Source organism: Bifidobacterium choloepi (assembly GCF_010667615.1).
GTDB lineage: Bacteria > Actinomycetota > Actinomycetes > Actinomycetales > Bifidobacteriaceae > Bifidobacterium > Bifidobacterium choloepi.
The window spans coordinates 165,245-184,261 of the sequence record NZ_VYSG01000003.1; the positions used below are offsets into that span (position 1 = coordinate 165,245).

At 62.8% G+C, this 19,017-nt stretch carries 8 protein-coding genes; all 8 read left to right on the forward strand.

Annotation, left to right across the window (positions count from 1 at the left end; genetic code table 11):
* Positions 1–251: 251 nt before the first annotated feature.
* The 8 genes from galT (at position 252) to F6S87_RS07265 (ending at position 18,742) form a co-directional block, all read left to right on the forward strand.
* Positions 252–1,538 carry a galactose-1-phosphate uridylyltransferase gene (gene galT / locus F6S87_RS07230; protein WP_163227982.1) on the forward strand — a complete coding sequence of 429 codons (1,287 nt, stop codon included), beginning with the start codon at positions 252–254 and terminating at the stop codon, positions 1,536–1,538.
* Positions 1,539–1,605: 67 nt separating this feature from the next.
* Positions 1,606–2,940: a galactokinase gene (gene galK, locus F6S87_RS07235; RefSeq protein ID WP_196779161.1), complete on the forward strand. Its 1,335-nt coding sequence runs from the start codon at positions 1,606–1,608 to the stop codon at positions 2,938–2,940.
* A gap of 1,273 nt (positions 2,941–4,213) precedes the next feature.
* Positions 4,214–8,677 (forward strand): prealbumin-like fold domain-containing protein, encoded by a 4,464-nt coding sequence (locus F6S87_RS07240; protein WP_163227984.1) that lies wholly within the window; start codon positions 4,214–4,216, stop codon positions 8,675–8,677.
* Positions 8,678–9,050: 373 nt separating this feature from the next.
* A complete protein-coding gene (locus F6S87_RS07245; RefSeq protein WP_163227985.1) occupies positions 9,051–13,907 on the forward strand; it encodes a SpaA isopeptide-forming pilin-related protein in 4,857 nt (1,618 codons plus the stop codon).
* A gap of 787 nt (positions 13,908–14,694) precedes the next feature.
* Positions 14,695–15,903, forward strand: coding sequence for a class C sortase (locus F6S87_RS07250; protein ID WP_231129436.1), 1,209 nt, complete (start codon positions 14,695–14,697; stop codon positions 15,901–15,903).
* Positions 15,904–16,073: 170 nt separating this feature from the next.
* Positions 16,074–16,346 (forward strand): ACT domain-containing protein, encoded by a 273-nt coding sequence (locus tag F6S87_RS07255; RefSeq protein WP_163227986.1) that lies wholly within the window; start codon positions 16,074–16,076, stop codon positions 16,344–16,346.
* 69 nt (positions 16,347–16,415) lie between these two features.
* Entirely contained in the window at positions 16,416–17,780 is a 1,365-nt protein-coding gene (locus tag F6S87_RS07260; RefSeq protein WP_163227987.1) for a PFL family protein, read from the forward strand.
* 326 nt (positions 17,781–18,106) lie between these two features.
* Positions 18,107–18,742, forward strand: coding sequence for a tRNA (cytidine(34)-2'-O)-methyltransferase (locus F6S87_RS07265; protein WP_163228071.1), 636 nt, complete (start codon positions 18,107–18,109; stop codon positions 18,740–18,742).
* Positions 18,743–19,017: the final 275 nt, after the last annotated feature.

Consider the following 19,017-nt stretch of genomic DNA (forward strand, 5'->3'; position numbering starts at 1 on the left):
TCTTCCGTCGGATTGCCGTCCGGAGGCAGGCATCGTGCAGCGAACTGGCCGCGAGCGAACCGTGAACCATCGCGAAAGCCTCGGAAAATCTTCCGGGAATCCGCGAAACATCAGGGCTCGCATGCGAACTGCCGCGGGAATCGCGCCAAGTATTGACGGGCCGGCGTGAAACGCAACATGCCGGCGCGGTGACGAACTGTACCCAAAATCAAACCAACCAACCCCATCCAGACCGACGAAAGTGGACAATGATGACACAGGAAACCGCGGCGCAGGCCGACGAGCAGTTCAAGTACTATCATCCGGGCGAGTACGCCAGGGAGAACATCCGGATCACGCCGACGACGCTCGCCGACGGCCGCCAGTTCTTCTATCTCGATGACGATCCGGCGTACGTCAGCGGCGCGAAGACGCGCGAGCTGACCGACCCGCGGCCGCTCGTCGACCGCTTCGCCCCGCACCTCGACGCCGACGGTAACGAAGTGCCGTACGCCGCGCCGCAGATGCGCCGCGACCCGCTGACCGGCGACTGGATCCCGATGGCGACGGCCCGCATGAACCGCCCGATCACCGCCGGCCCCGGCGCCACGGCAAAGGGCAACCCGCTGGCCGCGCGCAAGCCGGGCGATCCCTACCAGGACGGCGAGGTGCCGGACACCGACTACGATGTCGTCGTCTTCGAGAACCGCTTCCCGTCGATGGTCCGCGTGCCGGGCGTCCCGGACACCGTCAGCTACGTCGACGGCAACCACCTGTGGGAGCAGAAGCCGGCGTCCGGCCGCTGCGAGGTCATCTGCTTTGACCCGAACGAGAACGGCCTGCCGGCCGACTTGCCGGTCAGGCGACTGCGCACCGTCGTCGAGGCGTGGGCGTTCCGCACCGCCGAGGATTCGGCGATCGAGGGGATCGAGCAGGTGTTCCCGTTCGAGAACCACGGCCAGGAGATCGGCGTTTCGCTCGCGCACCCGCACGGCCAGGTCTACTGCTATCCGTTCATCGCGCCGAAGCTCGAGACCGAGTTGCAGCACACCGAGGCGTACATGGACGTCAACGGCACCAACCTGCTCAAGGACATCATGCAGGCCGAGCTGGCCGCCGGCGAGCGCGTCGTCATGCGCAACCACTCGTGGGTCGCCTACGTGCCGGCCGCCGCGCGCTGGCCGCTCGAGGTGCACGTCCAGCCGGTGCGCGACGTGCTCACTTTGGATGAACTGAACGATCAGGAGCGCTGGGACCTCGCCGTCATGTACTCGCAGCTGCTCAAGCGCGGCAACATGTTCTTCGACAAGGGCGATGGCAAGGGCATGGACCTGCCGTACATCGCCGCCTGGCACCAGGCGCCGGTCCGCGACCCGCGCCGCGTCAACTACCGCCTGAACCTGCAGTTCTTCTCGTTCCGCCGCGCCGCCAACAAGATCAAGTACCTCGCCGGCTCTGAGTCGGGCATGGCCGCGTGGGTCTCCGACACGACGCCGGAGCTCATCGCCCAGCGCTTCCACGAGCTCGGCCCGGTCGACATCAGCGGGATCGGCGACTGAGCCGTTCGCGAGAGCGGCGGAAGAATCGTACAATACTGAACAACCAACCGAAGAAAAGAGAACAATGATGTCTCAGGAAGTCGAATTTATCGAGCCGATGGGCGACGACGCGGGAGCCGACCGCGCGAGCACGCTGTTTACCGAGAGCTTCAGCGAGGAGCCGATGGGCGTCTGGGCGGCGCCGGGCCGCGTGAACCTCATCGGCGAGCACACCGACTACAACGCCGGCCTGTGCCTGCCGATCGCGCTGCCACACCGCACGTACATCGCGCTCGCGCCGCGCGCCGACACCCGCGTGCGCGTCGTGTCCGACATCAACCCGGAGGAGATCATGGAAGTCGACCTCGCCGGGCTCGCCGCCGGCGACGTCAAGGGCTGGGCGGCCTACCCGGTCGGCGTCGCGTGGGCGCTGCGGGAAATGGGCTTCGACCAGGTGCGCGGCTTCGACGCGGCGTTCTCGTCGTGCGTGCCGCTCGGCAGCGGCCTGAGCTCGTCGGCGGCGATGACCTGCTCGACGGCGCTCGCGCTCGACGACGCGTTCTCGCTCGGCTTCGGCTCGACCGACGCCGGTCGCGTCAAGCTGATCGAGGCGGCCATCAAGTCGGAGAACGACATGGCCGGCGCCTCCACCGGCGGCCTCGACCAGAACGCCTCGATGCGCTGCGAAGCCGGCCACGCCATCCGGCTCGACTGCCGTCCGGGCCTGAGCGCCGTCGAGAGCGTCACGCAGGAGCCGGTCGACTTCGCCGCCGCCGGCGTGGAGCTGCTCGTGCTCGACACGCAGGCGCCGCACCAGCTCAACGACGGCCAGTACGCCGAGCGCCGCTCGACCTGCGAGCGCGCCGCCGCGCTGCTCGGCGTCGACAACCTGCGCGTCGTCGCCGATCAGGTCAACGGCGCCGCCGGTTCCGCTTCGACTTCGAACGATTCGTCCGAAGCTGTCCCGTCCGCGGCCCCGACGCTCGACTCCGTCCTCGAGCAGCTGACCGAGCAGGCCCGCGTCGTCGGCGGCATGTCCGACGAGGAGATCGAGCGCATGACGAAGCGCGTGCGCCACGTCATCACCGAGATCGGCCGCGTGGACGAGTTCGTCGACGCGTTCGGCCACGGCGACATCGAGACGGCCGGCCAGCTGCTCGACGCGTCCGGCGACTCGCTGCGCTACGACTACGAGGTCACCGTCCCCGAGCTTGACGTCGCCGTCGACACGGCCCGTGCCGAGGGCGCCTACGGCGCCCGCATGACCGGCGGCGGCTTCGGCGGCTCGATCATCGCGCTCGTCGCGGCCGGCCGCAGCAAGGAAGTCGCCCAGAAGATCGCCGACGCCTTCGCCGACCACGGCTTCGGCGCCCCGCGCGCCCTCCCGGTCCAGCCCGCCGCCAAGGCCGAGCGGATTCGCTGAGCCCGGACGATCGCTGGTTGCGTGCGGTTGGCGGGGACCTTCCGGAAGGTTCCCGCCTTTCGCACGCAAATGGGCCAGTTTGCGTGCGGTTGGCGGGCGGGTTCCCGGAGGATCCCGCGGACCGCATGCTGGAGAGGCAGTTTGCGTGCGGTTAGTGGGCGGGTTCCCGGAGGATCCCGCGGACCGCACGCTTTTTCGAGGGAAGTTCGCAAAAGCGAGGCGAGGATCGCCGATTCCGGAAGCCGGGTTGTCAAAACTAGACAAGTCTGGTTGAATCGAACTGTCGGCGACGGCGACGGAACGACGTGGTTCCGCGGGGTCGGCGGCGCAAACAGCACAGCGTGGCTGCCGGCGGACTGGCCGGTGGCAAGGAATAAGGCGGCGACGGAGCTGTTGAATCCTGCACAACGAACGACAGTCAATGAAGACTCGAGAGGTGACATCATGAACAACATGAAGACTTGGCTTGGAGTGGGGCTCGGCGCCGTCATCGCCGGCTTCGTCGGCGTGTCCGGCATCCTCGTGCGCATGTGCGCGCTCGCTTTCTGAATCCTCCCCGCAGTACGCAACCCGCCGCTGGCCGGCGGGTTTCTTGTTGTTCGGGACTGTTGGACGATTCGTCCAGTCTTATGATGCATCCGGAAACTGGGTCTACCGGATTTCGTGCGTTCCAGCGCGCTCTCGCCGCCTTCGGCGGCATTGGCGGTCGACCCTCAGCCTCGCTACGCTCGGCAGCTCCCTTCCAGGGAGCTCCTTCTTCCGGGGTGAGCGGGGAGGGGCCGACCGCCTACGTGAACGATCATGCAGCCGCCGGCCTTCTTCCGGGGTGAGCGGGAAGGGGCCGGCACGCCGCGCGGGGATTGGGTTTTACAAGGTTAAGGGGGTAAGTTGAAGGAATGGGGGAACCGCGAGCGATCGCGGGGCCCTTTTTTGTTGAAGAAGAGACGAAGTACCGTGCCGGATCGGGGCGAGGAGCATCCTTGAGGAGCCTGGATAGCCAAGGAAAACTTGGGGAACCAAGGAAAGTCCGGGGAAACCGGAAGCAACCTCGAGGAACGAGAACCCGACTGGCATGGTGGTCATGGTTGAAATCAGGAGGCCCATGATGTCCCCGGGCGAAGATTTCTTCCGTACTCCGGCCACGCCGCCGGAGCGGGATGGCAAGCCGGCCCATGCCGGAACTCGAGCGCGGCATGCGAAGCCGCGCAGTGCGCGGAACTGGATTGGCGAGATAGTGGCGTGGCCAGCGCGGGTGCCGGTCAGGTTGGGGATCATGCTGGTGGTGCTGGCGGTCATCGTGGCAGTGGGCATGCCGACGCTGGCCGCGTCGGGAGCCGGCGCGCAGCTCGGGCCGGACACCATTGCCGAGGCGGCAGTGGACACGGATCTTGGACAGATGACGGAATCGCTGGTGGAGAAGGGGCAGGCGTACGCGGATATCGTCGGGGTGGACGAGCAGACGGGCAATCCGGACAGTCCGGATGATCCGGACATCACGGATGGCGACCCGGACGACACGAATGGTTCGGATGGCACGGATAGCCAGGACGGTTCGGTCTCTTCGGACCCCTATGATCTTGGCCAGTACATCACGTCGGTCACGCTGACGACATCGGACGGCCGGGACCTGCTCGATCCGGACAACCCAGTCGAGAGCTTCTCGGGCGCCGTGCTGACGCTCGCCTACCAGGTTTCGGCGGACATCGTCACGTCGGAGCACAACACGTTCACCTACCAGTTGCCGGACGTGATCGAGCTGAGCGAGGCGATCGAAAACGAGCAGCTCGTCAGCTCGGGCACCGGCATCACGGTCGGCTACTACTCGGTGACGACCGACGGCCTCGTCACGATCGTCTACACCTACGACGCCTACACCGACCACAGCGCGGCCGGCGCCGTCATCAGCGGCGCCTTCTCGGTCGAGTTCGAAGTCGACGAGACGACGGTCTCGAAACTCAACGGCGTCGAGATCGGCAGCGCCACGCTCGAAACGTACATCAAGCCGGCCACCGACGTCAGCGTCAGGAAAACGGCCACGTCGGTCGACAAGGACGCCGGCACCGTCAGCTACACGGTCAAGCTCACGTCGCAGAACGGCTCGGGCGGCGACATCGACATCGCCGACATCATGAGCGATAATCTCCAGCTGGCCAGCGAGGTCGTCATCGTCAAGACAGGGGTGGACGATTCATCCGGCGAATCGTTCACGACCACCTCGACGCAGGACACGATGCCGACCACGCTCGGAGAATTGGCCGCGGGAGAATCGTACGAAATTACCTACACGGCGGCGCTCGCCGGCGGCGTCGAGAACGCGGCGACCGTCGAGACCGTCGGCAACACCGTCACCGTCACGTATCCCGACGGCGGCAACGGCACCGAGACGGCGACCGACGGTACGACGACAACGCTCGACTACCGCAACGCGACGGTGAGCAAGACGGCGACCACGACGACGGACGCCGATGGCAACGCCGTCAACGTCTGGACGATCACGCTGACCGGCGACGTCGCCGGCTACCTCGTCACCGACGTGCTCGCCGGATCGGCGCTGACGTCGGCGGCACTCGCCGACGGGTCGGCCATCGTGCTGGCCGGCGCCGACGGCGCGGTGATCGACGACACGATCGCCAGTCTCGACGGCTACGTACTGCCCGGCGACCTCGAGACCGGCACCTACACGATCACGTACGTGACGCCGGCCAATACGGGCGTCGGGTCGGCGACGACGAACACCGTCACGATCACGCCGTCCGACGCGCCCGACTATCCGATCACCACGACGGCGACGGCGCAGGACGGCGTCGGCGTCGGCGTGACGAAGGAAGCCGGCGGCGCGACGGCGTCGGAGGACGGATCGACGCTCGAGATCATGTGGACCGTGACGATCGACACGACCGACGGTGCGCTGCCGGCCGGCTGGACGCTGACCGACTCGACCGACTACGACCGCCACCAGCACGGCGGATCGGCGTTCACGAAGGCGCAGTTCACGGCGTTCCTGGAAGCGCTCGAGGCCGCGCTCGAGGTTGACGGGGTCGAATCGTCCTACAGCTACCAGGTGGCGACGGCGAACTACCGCAGCTACACCGACATCGCCGACATGGACGAGGACGACCTCGTCGACTGGTTCGAGATTACGTTCGACGAATCGTTGCCGCAGGGCGTGACGATCACGCTGGCCTACGCGACGACGGCGAACGCGCCGGCGGTGACGACGACGTTCCGCAACACCGTGCAGGTCGGCGCCAACGGCGTGACGGTCGGCTCCGCGACGGCCGAGCAGCCGGTCACGGTGACGGCGCCGGCCGTCTCGAAAGTCGACCTGGCCAGCAGCTACTCGACGTCGGACACCACGCACGAGTATGCCGACGGCCTGACGCTCTCGTGGGGCATCGTCGTGTCCATTCCGTCCGAATATCCCGAGGACGGCGGCGCGATCACCGTCGACGAGCAGCTGCCGGAAGCCCTGCGCGACCGGCTCGTCTCCATCGCCTTCATGGACCGGTACAACGAAAGCGGCGCGGTGAACTTCACCGTGAACGACGGCACGGCGCTCGCGAGCGAGACGATCACGTTCGGCGACGGCACGGTGACGCTGACGACGAACGACGACGGCACGCTGACGTTCGTCATCTCCGGCGAGCTGGCCGCGCAGTACCGCAACGGCACGCTGCTCATCGCCATCGTTTGCGACGTGCCGGAGGCGGACGGCTCGGCGGAGGGTTTGGAGAGCGGCGACGATTCTTCCGGCAATGGCGCGACCGGCACGACGGTCGCGGACGGCATCGCAACCGCGACGAGCTACGAGAACAGCGTGACGCTGACGAGCGGCGAAGGCGGATCGTCGGCGTCGCAGACGCAGACCGTCACCGTGCCCGAATCGACGACGAGCACGCGGGACGTGCTGTCGAAGTCGTTCACCGGCAACTCGACGGCGCTGGCCAACAACCTGCTGCCATATGAAGTCATCGTCAACCCGGACGCCGAGATGCTCGTCGAAGGCACGCACGTGCTGTACTTCGAGGACGTGCTCTCGTACTACGCGTTCGGCAGCAACGGCATCAAGGTGCTCAACATCGCGCTCGTGCCCGGATCGCTCGCCGTCTATGAACTCAACGAGAACGGCGATGTCATTCGCGAGCTCGACAGCACCGAGTACGCGTACACCTACCGGCAGGTCGATCCCGAACACACGTGGGAGCTCACGCAGAACATCATCGGCATCGAGCTGCCCGACAACATGGCGCTCAAGGTCGTCTACCAGTACGTCGTCACCGTGCTGTCCGGCAGCGGCATCACCACGCTCAACGACCGCCGCGTCTCCAACAGCGTCTCGATCAGCGGCGTGGCGGAGACGACCGGCGAGTCGGTCGGCGCGACCGTCAAGCAGACGTCGGCCGCCAGCACGCACATCGAGGGCGTCAACGCGTACAAGGTCAACGCCGACGACTACTCGATCATGGTCGCCGACACGACGTTCGAGCTGTACCGGTGGGGCGTGAACGACGCCGGTGCGGAGGACTGGATCTATGTCGGCACGATGACGACGAACGAGAGTGGCTACATGCTCATCGCCGAGGACGCCGAGGCCGGCAGCGTGGTCGGGCTCGCGACCGGCGTGGCCTACCGGCTCGTCGAGACCGAATCGGCGAGCGGCTACCGGAAGAGTTCGTCGCCGTACGATTTCTACGTCTACAGTTCCGTTGACAATGCCACGGCGCCGACGGCCTCCGCGGACTATGATCCGACCGGCCTCATCCTCGGCTCCGCCATCAACCTCGAGAACACGAGCACGAACGCGCGCATCCGGCTCGAGAAGCTCTGGGTCGCCTGCGAGCTCGACGACGACGGCGCCTGCGTGACGGACATCGACGGCACTCCGGTGAAGGTGGAGGTCGTGCCGTCGTCCGGCAGCGTGGACGTGGAGGTGACCAGGACGAAGCAGGTGTTCAACGTCACCGACCTCGAATACGTCTCCTATGCGGTGAGCACGGACAACTACTATTCACGGGGCTACGCCGTCTCGACGGTGGACAGCGGCACGACTGTCGCCGGGTCGACGATGACGATCAGCTTCTCGCGGACGACATACAACCCCAGCTGGAACTCGGCGTACCAGTACTTCATCGCCGTCAACGACGGCAACGGCTACCAGACCGTCGCCGAGGGTGCGTTCGACGCGTCGGCCAACGGGCTCGTCACGATGGAGGCGACGATTGACCTGACGGCCGACACCGAGGTCCTCGTCTATACTCCGGACGGTAGCTGGTCGGCCGGGGAACTCGCCGTCACGGTCGATTCGCCAGATGTGGGTGGTCAGACCGTCGAGCCGGACGAATCGTTCAGCCAGACGATCACGATCGACGCGGCGCACGGCTGGACGACGCTGCTCGAGACGCTGCCGCTTCTCGAAGTCGACGAGGACGCCGGCACGACGACGTACTACACGTACACGTTCGCGGAGATCGACGAGTCGGCGCTCGTGCGGTACGTCGACAACGAGAATGTCGTCGGCGGCACGGTGCAGATCATCAATTATTGGAACGATTCGCCCGACACTCCCGATACCCCGGACTCGGCCGCCTTCACGTTGCCGTTCGCCGGCGGCAACGGCGGCGACCTATGGCTGAGGTCGCTGGCGCTCGCCGGCATCGGCTTCACTGTCCTGCTGCTGGAACGCTACGTGCACGGCGAGCCCGCGGGCAGGCATGCCGCGGGGCGCGTACGGGCGTAACTGTTCCATCACACTCCCTCTTTAGAGGGAGTCGAAAACGCGCAGCGTTTTCGGTGGGAGTTCCCAGACCATATGTGGAATGCACTGAAGTCTGGTCACTCCCACCGGCTCGCCTGCGGCTCGCCGACTCCCTCTGAAGAGGGAGTTGTTGCGACAGTATTACTTATGTTGTCCACATGGCGCGCGAATTGTTTGCTTATGGTGAAAACGGGGGTATCTTGAAAACCATCACGGACCACGGGAGGTCGTGGTCAATCGTGTCTTTGGGTAGAGAAAACAGCGGCGCCGGATGGGGCTGACGAGAGCTGTCCAATGGGGAGCAGCGCCCGGATGTTCGGTGCCGTGAAGGGCTGAACTCGGGGGAGGCGTCACGATGAGGGGTGATAACGATTTCTTCCATGGGAATTTCTTCCGCAAGCCAACCGCAATGCATGCCGTGTCGGTGCTCACCGTCATTGCCATGACGCTGGCGGTGCTTGTCGGATTGCCGGTGGACGGGAAGGCTTACGCGGCAGAGACTACGACGGACCTGTCCAACATGATTACGCAGTTGAAAGTCAATGGACAGGATGTCACGAATTCGGCCACCTTCGATGTCACCAGCGGCCAAACCGTCACGATCGAGTTCACATTTGCCGAAAGTAACAGCTATCAGTTCAAGAACGGTGCTGTACTTACCTACGCGCTGCCGGAAGGATTCGTGCCGACTGATACCGACCTCCATCCCATGACGCTGGAAGTCACTTCGGATAAGGTTTCAATGTATGGCAGCACATGGCAGTTTGTGCAGCAGGATGATGGAACATGGGTGCTCGAAGTCACCATTGCCGACGAAAGTGGCTCGTTGCTTGACGACTGGGAAAGAGCCAACGACGCCGAGTTTTCCATCGAGGCCACCTTCACGCTGTCCGGTAGTGGGGGCGCCATTGACCTAGGTGGTGGCAAGACCGTCACCTTCAATGCCCAAGCGGGTACGCTGACCGGTACGAAGAACGCGTGGTATGACGCCGAGACCGGCATGGTGACGTATACGGTGGACGTGACCGTCAAGGGCGATGTCACGGATGTCGAAATCGTCGACACCATGCAGGGAACCGTGCTGAGTTACAACGGTGACGTGACTGTCGAGCCGGCTGGCGCAGTTACCTGTTCCGGTGATCAGGGATCTTCCACCATTACCTGCACTGCGGATTCGCTGTCCGACGGCGACACCTTCACGCTGACGTATACGGCCACTCTCGATAAGGAGGCGTATGCGCAGGCTCTTCAGGAGAATGATGGGTCGTCGTATGCAGTGTCACAGGCCAATGCCAATACAGTGACATTCACTTCCGACGATAATGAAGGAAATGTCGCGGAAAAGTGGTTGCCGGATGTCAATATTTCCTCGTCGGTTTCGAAATATGGCACGGTGGCATCGCAAGACGGGTCGACGTACACGATCGAATGGCAGGCCACCGTCAACAAGGAGATGCAGCTTTCGCTTGGCGGCACGACGATTACCGATACGCTGGCCAAGGGCACGCTTGCCAGCGATTTCACGATTGTCGTCACGGACGAGAACGGTACGACAATCAGGACCGATGATGCCAGTTCCGTGACGGTCTCCGGCAACACGTTTACCTATGACGTGCCCGAAGACGATGGAAACTACACCTATACGATTACCTATGCGTCGACGGTCGACGTCAAGGATGTCATTGGCAATGTCAAGGTGGAAAACACCATCGAAACCGATTACAGCCAGACCACTTCTTCCGTCGATGTCTCGAGCGATATCACGGTGAGCGATAACTGGGCTACGAAGAGTGGCGAACAAGATGGCGACACCATTGTCTGGACGATCTCGGTGGAGGTGCCATCGGCCAATGTCAACTCAGTCACGATCACTGACACGCTGCCGTTCCAGAGCGTGACAGCCTATGATGTCGTCGCGGAGACTCCTACCGTGACGTTAAGCGACGGCACGGTGTTGGTGGCCGGAACGGACTATACCTATGTGCCCGGTGAAGTGAATGCATATTATCCGGTGCAGTCCTTTACGATTGTCCTTACCGAAGAGGGCATCCAGAAAGCGCAGGGTTCCACCGTTACCGTGACTGTCACCACCATGACAGTGGACGGCGGAGAATGGACTGCCAATAGCGCCCACGTCAACAAGGCGGAAGCGGTCATCGGCGATAACGATGACAATGAAATCAAGAAGGAGCCCTCTGCGTCGGTCACGCCAAAGGACGGCGATGCCGATACCAGTGCCACCAAGATGCTGGTGGATGCAAGCGGTAATGCTACCGACAGTACTTCGCCGGCCGTCGTGGAATCCGACGGCATGCCGGTGTGGATTTTCCGCGTCATGGTGGACAGGGCGGCACTTGCCAATGAGACGATCGAAGTCGCCGATGTCCTGGGCAGTCTGCTGGAAGGTACTGACCTGACATGGGACGACTTCGAGCTTGTAGTGGATACCATCAATGGTGAGAACTATCCTTATGCCGCCGCTTACAACGATGATTATTCACGGTACGGTAACAACACAACCAGCCTGCAGACTACACGGTGGGTTGACGGCACGGGTGTTACTGAAGCCAATAGTCAGTATTTCCAGATGGATGACGAGACTGGCACGTTGACTATTGTGTTCCCCCAAAGCGGCAATAATAGTGTCTGGCCCTATTGGGATGGTCAATATAATGTGTATCCCTATGCCGGCATTGTCTACGCCATTCGACCGAAGAGCTTAGAAGTACTGTACAAGCTGATTCAACTGGCCGCCGATAATGACGGCACGTTGACCTTGACCAATACCCTCAATGAGGACGAGCCGGTGGAATTCACGTATCAGGTGGACACCATCGCCAAGTCGCTGACGACGGCGGCCGGAGGCACGACGTCGTCGACGGAGGCGGCACAGGGAATGACGGTTACCACCAAGGACGACGAGTATTCCACCGTATGGCTCTTCCGCGTCATGATGAACGAGGCGCTCATTCCCGAGGGAGGCATCACGCTGACCGATGTCTTCGACACGAGCCTGTTCAAGGTGCTGACAGCTGCCGATTTCGACGACGACAATCCTATGCCGGATTATTTGTCATCGGTGTATCGATTCATGTCGACGCCGGATGGGTATGAAATGACGGCGTCCGCGTCGGCCACGGACATCGGCGAACGAATTACCATCGACGCAGATGGCACCGTGCAGCTGAGTTTCCCGGACGAATCGTCCAGCTGGCCGGACGGCAATGGCCTCTATGTTGGCTATGTCTACGCCCTCGTGCCGGTTGACGACGATGCACTCGAGACGATTCGCGCCCTCGCGTCCAGCAACGACAATTTCGTCGCTGTCTTCACGAATGAATTGTCTTCCGGCAATGACGAAGACGGCCTCTCGACGACGGTGGACTTCACGTTCAAGGAAGGCGTGATGACAAAGGATGCTGACGTTGGCAATACCACTGACAGGCAGGTGACGTTCACGCTTGATGTCAACCCGAATGCACTGACTGTAGGGTCAACCGGATTCATCGACATTTACGATGACATGGAATGGAACTGCACGGACGAAGGCGCGTGCTCCGGTCTGCGATTCGACCCGTCGTCGGTGACGATTGTCGATGCAGAGACCGGCGAAGATCTCACTCCGCTAAGTGATGTCGACATGATAAGCAGCAGTTATGTCAAGTTCACGGTGCCGGATAGTCGTCATATCACGATTACCTATGTCGCCCGCATGATTGGCCAGTCCGAGAAAAAAGAGGGTGGCTCATACATGAGTTTTGCCAATACGGCATCGCTGCTCGGGTATGAATCGTCCTATGCGGAGAGCGACGTCGACGTGTCCTCCAGCCAGTCCGGCACGGCCGCGACGAAGTGGATGAAGCTGCTGAAATACGAAAACGGCGACATCCTCGAAGGCCTGGCCGGCGCGACGTTCGCGCTGTACGAGACGGATACTAATGGCAATCCGACCGGCGAACCACTCGCAACCGGTACGACTCTTGATGACGGTGTCCTCTGGATCGGTATCATCCCGGAGTCGTATGGAATGAAGGAAGAGGATGTCAACACCCTCTGGCCCGCAGAAGACCTCTACGCGAACACGTTGTATGCGCTAGTGGAAATTGAGGCGCCTGATGGATACGAGCTCGACTCGACGCCCATCCTCTTCAAGATGACCGCTGACGGTGATAAGTCGGGCAGCGAGACTTGGTTTGTCGGCGCAACGATGGCCGTGGAAAACCACAAGGGCGCGCTGAATATCCGGAAGGTGTCCTCGACCGATACGTCGACGAGACTGGCGAACGCGACGCTCTGCATCCGCGATGCCTCGATCACCGACTTGTCGGCGGCTCTCGGCGAAGACAAGACGCTCGCGGATCTTGTTGCAGACGGTTCTGTCTCGTGCGCGACGACCGGTGCCGATGGTCTGGCTGATTTCGGTTCGATCAGTGCAGGCAACTATATCCTGTGGGAGCAGAGTGCTCCTTCGGGATACCTGTTGAGCGGTACCGAATACGCCGTCACCGTGACGAGGAATACGGAGGAAATATACGACGGCGACGGCAATGTCAGCTACGAATATACCTACGAGACCACGGTCGATGGCTTGGACAAGGAGACGACAGATTCCGACAATGATGATGAGAATATCTTCGTGCTCACCAACCAGCCCATCGGACCGCTGTCCGTCTACAAGGTCGACGATGCGGACACGTCGGTAACGCTGGAAGGCGCGGTCTTCTGCGTCGAAGGCGACAATCAGGAGAAACAGTGCATGACGACGGAAGCGTCCGGATGGGGATCGTTCTCGTCGCTGGATCCTGGCCTCTACTGGCTGTGGGAGGAAACCGCTCCGAAGGGCTATGAGCCGATTCCGGGGAAGTGGATTCTCTATGTCGACGAGAACGGTGTCCCGTGGATTGCCGTATTCGACGCCGGCTCCGAGGAAGACTCCGATGCTGAAGACGTCGCCCTGGCCGATATTGATCCTGACGATCTTGACCTCCAAGAAGTCGCTACCACGGAGGGTGTCGGCTACACGTTCAAGGTCGCCAACACGAAGAGCGACAATGACGATGCCGACGTCACGCTACCGAATGCCGGGTGGTTCAATGACGGGTCGATGTGGATCCGGTCGCTGGCGCTCGCGGGAATCATGATGGCGCTGGTCATGCTCGACCGACGGCTCAACTGGGCAACCGGGGCGCGGCACGCGGCGGGGAAGGTGTGAGGTCTGGCCTTCTTCTTTGCTGGAGGGCTGCCGAATGAATCGGATCCCTCGCGGGGGCCTGCCGCCTCCGCTCGGGATCCGGCGTTCGGCGGGGCCGAACGCGTCGACCCTCAGCCTCGCTTCGCTCGGCAGCTCCCTTCCAGGGAGCTACTTCATGGTTCGGTTTCGTGGTGATCGGCAGGTTCGCGGAACTTGAGTTTGCGGACGCGTCGACCCTCAGTCGCCTTCGGCGACAGCCCCCTTCCAGGGGGCTTTTGCATGGTGGTGGGTTGCCTTTTCCCGGGAATCTTCTGTGATTTCACCGGACAGATAAAAATTGGGACTGTCCGGGTGGATTTGGGGGAATAATAGGGGGCAATTCCGGCCGCGGAATGGGAAATTGCAGGGATAAAAACGGCCGAAACCCCGGGCAGGTTTGACTGCAAAAAATTGGGGGAGAAAGGGGAGCGGCGCCGACGTTTTCGCCCTGTCGGCGCCGCTCCGGCCAGCCGAAAACCGATGAAAAAACGGCTGGTTGTTCCCTTCTTCTGTGTTATTCATTCATGGTAAGTCTCGGTGGGCTTGCCCAAGGCGGCTCAATCTGGCCAGTGATCGAATCGGTCGGATCGTCGCCGCAGGAAACATTAAAACTCGCCGACCTGTTTTTTGCACGGGAATCGTTCACTATTTTGCCGGTTCTTTACATCATTTTTTATGAAACTGTCGGGAGCGTGTGCAGATTGGGCCGGGACGCTCGGCCGGCCGGGCGTCGGCTGGTACGCTCGAAGCCAGACAGAAAGCGAGAACGATGGGCAACGGCAGCGACGACCTGAAACACGAACTGTTCGGCGACGATCCTTCCGCCGACACCGACGACTTTTTCGACACTCTTCACGATCCTTCCGACGATGCCCCGCGCGACGAAGGCGCCGGGGCGATCGGCGATGCCGGCGATGCCGCTACGGGCGGCGCGGGCGGCGACTCCGGCGATGGCACAGTGCCGCCGAGCTCCGGCGATCCCGGCAACTCCGACGGAGGCAACTCCGGCGACGGAGACCACCATGATGGCGGCGACGACGGCGAGATCGTGCCGGACGAATCGTCCAAGCAGCTCGACGCGACGCGGCGCAAGCATTCCAACACGCGCTTCTACCTGACGATCGTCGCGATGATCCTGTTGCTGCTCGTCGGCGTCGGGCTCATTCTCTATCCGTCGATCGCCGACGCGTGGAACCGACACGTCTCCTCGAAGGCGGTGGCCGGGTACGTTGAGGCCGTCGAGAACATGAGCACCGAGGAGCGCGACGCGCAGCTCGCCAAGGCGAACGCGTACAACGCGGCGCTTGTCGGTCGCGGCACGAGCCGGTTCATTCCGACGGACGCCGAGCACGAGGAGTACGAGTCGATCCTCGACGTGACCGGCACCGGCATCATGGGCTACGTGACGATCCCGAAGATTTCCGTGCGCGTGCCGATCTACCACGGCACGTCCGACACCGTGCTGCAGATCGCGGCCGGCCACCTCGAGGGATCGTCGCTGCCGGTCGGAGGGCCGTCCACGCACGCCGCCATTTCCGGCCACACCGGCCTGCCGTCGGCGCTGCTGTTCACCGGCCTTGACCGGCTCAAGGAAGGCGACACGTTCACGATCACCGTCTTCGACGAGGTGCTCACGTACGAAGTTTCCGAAATCAACGTCGTCGAGCCGACCGACGTCTCCGACCTCGAGATCAAGGAGGGCGAGGACCTCGTCTCGCTGATCACGTGCACGCCGTACGGCGTCAACTCGCATCGCCTGATTGTCACGGGGCACAGGATCCCGACGCCGACGGCCGACGATGCCGACCCGGGCATCGACCAGGCGCTCGTCAAGGACATCGCGATGATTGTCGCGGCGCTCGTCATCATCGGCGGCACCGTCGCGGCCATTTTCCTGCGGCGGCACTTCCGGCTGAAGAAGGCCGCGGAGGCGGCGGCCGGCCTGACCGGCGGCGGCAAGCACGCGGCGAGGAAGTGATCCGGACCGCCTCTCTTGATGTCTTGATGTCGCGAACCCGAGCCGCCGGCTCGGGTTCGCGACATCAGGAGAGGGCGCCTGAAAACTGGGTTTTTGGTATGGGGGAAGAATCGTTCCCCCTTTTTCCATATACTGAGGGGACGAACCGTAGCCTCTGAAAAGGGAGTGTCATGAACAAGGCCATCATCACCGTCGTCGGTCAGGATACCGTGGGCATCATCGCGCGGGTCTGCACGTACCTGTCCGGTCACAACACGAACGTCCTCGACATCTCCCAGACGATCATCCAGGGATATTTCAACATGATGATGATCGTCGATTACTCGGAGGCGGACGTGAGCTTCGAGACGATCGTCGGCGACCTCGAGGCGCTCGGCGAGGACATCGGCGTGCGCATCCGCTGCCAGCGCGAGGAAATCTTCACGAAGATGCACCGCGTGTGAGTCGCGGGAGTGTTCGCGACGGAAGAATCGTTCGAAATTTTCGCAAGTATTGAGTGAGGAATTTTTTCGATGCTGAATATCATGGAGGTCCACGAGACCAACCAGATGATCGAGCAGGAGAAGCTCGACGTCCGCACGATCACGATGGGCATCAGCCTGCTCGACTGCGCCAGCGAGTCGCTTGAGCGCACGTGCCAGAACATCTATGACAAGATCACGCGGCTCGCGAAGGACCTGGTGCCGACCGGCGAGGCCATCGAGCGCGACTTCGGCATTCCGATCGTCAACAAGCGCATCACCGTCACGCCGATCGCGCTGGTCGGCGCGAGCTGCTGCAAGACGTCGGCCGACTTCGTGCAGATCGCGCACGCGCTCGACCGCGCCGCGAAGAAGGTGGGCGTCGACCTGATCGGCGGCTACTCGGCCCTGGTGTCCAAGTCCATGACGCCGGCGGAGGAGCTGCTGATCCGCTCGCTGCCGCAGGCGCTGTCGGAGACCGACATCGTCTGCTCGTCGGTCAATGTCGGCTCGACGAAGACCGGCATCGACATGAACGCCGTCGCGATGCTGGGTCACGTCATCAAGGAAGTCGCCGAGGCAACTGCCGATAACGATTCGTACGGCTGTGTCAAGTTCGTGGCGTTCTGCAACGCGCCCGACGACAATCCGTTCATGGCGGGCGGCTTCCACGGCGTGACGGAAGGCGACGCCGTCATCAACGTCGGCGTGTCCGGACCGGGCGTGGTGTCGTCGGCGCTGGACGCGGCGCGCGGCAAGGACTTCGAGTTCCTGTGCGAGACAATCAAGCGCACGGCGTTCAAGATCACGCGCGTCGGCCAGCTGGTGGCGCAGGAGGCGTCGGCGCGACTGGGCGTGCCGTTTGGCATTATCGACCTGTCGCTGGCGCCGACGCCGGCCGTCGGCGATTCGGTCGGCGAGGTTTTGGAGAAGATTGGGCTCGCGCAGGTTGGTTGCCCGGGCACCACTGCAGCTTTGGCGATGTTGAACGACCAGGTGAAGAAGGGCGGCATCATGGCGTCCTCGTACGTCGGCGGCCTGTCCGGCGCGTTCATCCCGGTCTCGGAAGACAAGAACATGATCGACGCGGCGGCCTCCGGATGCCTGACGATCGCCAAGCTGGAAGCGATGACGTGCGTCTGCTCGGTCGGCCTCGACATGATCGCGATCCCGGGCGACACCCCGGCCTCGACGATTTCCGGCCTGATCGCCGACGAGGCCGCGATCGGCATGGTCAACCAGAAGACGACCGCCGTCCGCGTGATCCCGGTCGTCGGCAAGGGCGTGGGCGACATGGCCAACTTCGGCGGCCTGATGGGCTACGCGCCGATCATGCCCGTCAACACCGTCTCCTGCGAGGAATTCGTCAACCGCAAGGGCCGCATTCCGGCGCCGATCCATTCCTTCAAGAACTGAGGCCCCGGCCAAAGCTCCCTGGAAGGGAGCTGGCCGCGAAGCGGTCTGAGGGTCGACCGCCGATGTCGCCGAAGGCGACGAGTGCGCGCTGGAACGTGAGAAGTCCCGTACGACCCAAGTTCTACGGGACTCTTCAACTTCCAGCGCGTCCGCGTCGCTCCGCGACGACGGACGGTCGACCCTCAGCCTTGCTCCGCTCGGCAGCTCCCTTCCAGGGAGCTTCTTTCCTTGTGATGGCGCGGGAAGCGGAAGAATCGTTCAATACAGTCGGTATGATTCTGACGAACGAATCTTTCCTAGAAAGTGGCACAGTGAGCGAAGAGACAATGCCGGCGCAGAATCCGGAACAGCAGGTCGAGAAGATGTTCGAGTACGGCTACCGCAAGTCGAACTACGGACCGGACGAGCTCGTGACCGACGCGCACGGCAACCCGATTTCCGTCGTCGACGCGATGATGAAGCCGGAGGACGCCGCGAAGATGGAGACGTCGACGCCGCACCTGTGCTACTACTCGCCGCGCATCCCCGGCAACACCGGCTCCGCCATCCGCCTGTGCGCGGTGACCGGCAGCGTGCTGCATCTCGTCGAGCCGCTCGGCTTCAACCTGCGCGACACCAAGCTCCGCCGCGCCGGCCTCGACTACCATGACATGGCGCACGTCGTGCTCCACCCGAACTTCGAGAGCCTCGTCGAGTCGATGCCGAACTCGCGCATCATCGCGTTCACGGCGCACGCGACGAAGCTGTACACCGAGATCGAATACAAGCCGACCGACATCCTGCTGTTCGGTCCCGAGCCCGGCAACATTCCCGATCCGGTCGACATCATGTTCGGCCCTCACGTCGCCGAGCAGGTTCGCCTGCCGATGCGCCCGAGCCTGCGCTCGCTGAACCTCACCAATACCGCTTCCATTGCGCTCTATGAGGCCTGGCGACAGCTCGGTTTCGAAGGCGGCGAGTGAGCCGGAGCCGAGTCGGGGCTGGTTTGTCGCCGATTCAGCGCCTAACCGGTGCCTAAGCCGGTGCGAAGGTGACAAAATGGGACGCCGATTGCTCATGAATGCCCAAAATGGAGCAAATCCGCACGGGTGAGGGTGAATGGAAGGGTGGTCTCGGAGGGCGACCTCGCACTTTCCAGAGGGGCATTTGAGAAGTGCGAAGATTTACCCCTACTTTAAAAGAAAAACGGCGGAATTCCGCCGTTTTTCTTTTTGCCGGGACAGGAGGAACTTCGCAT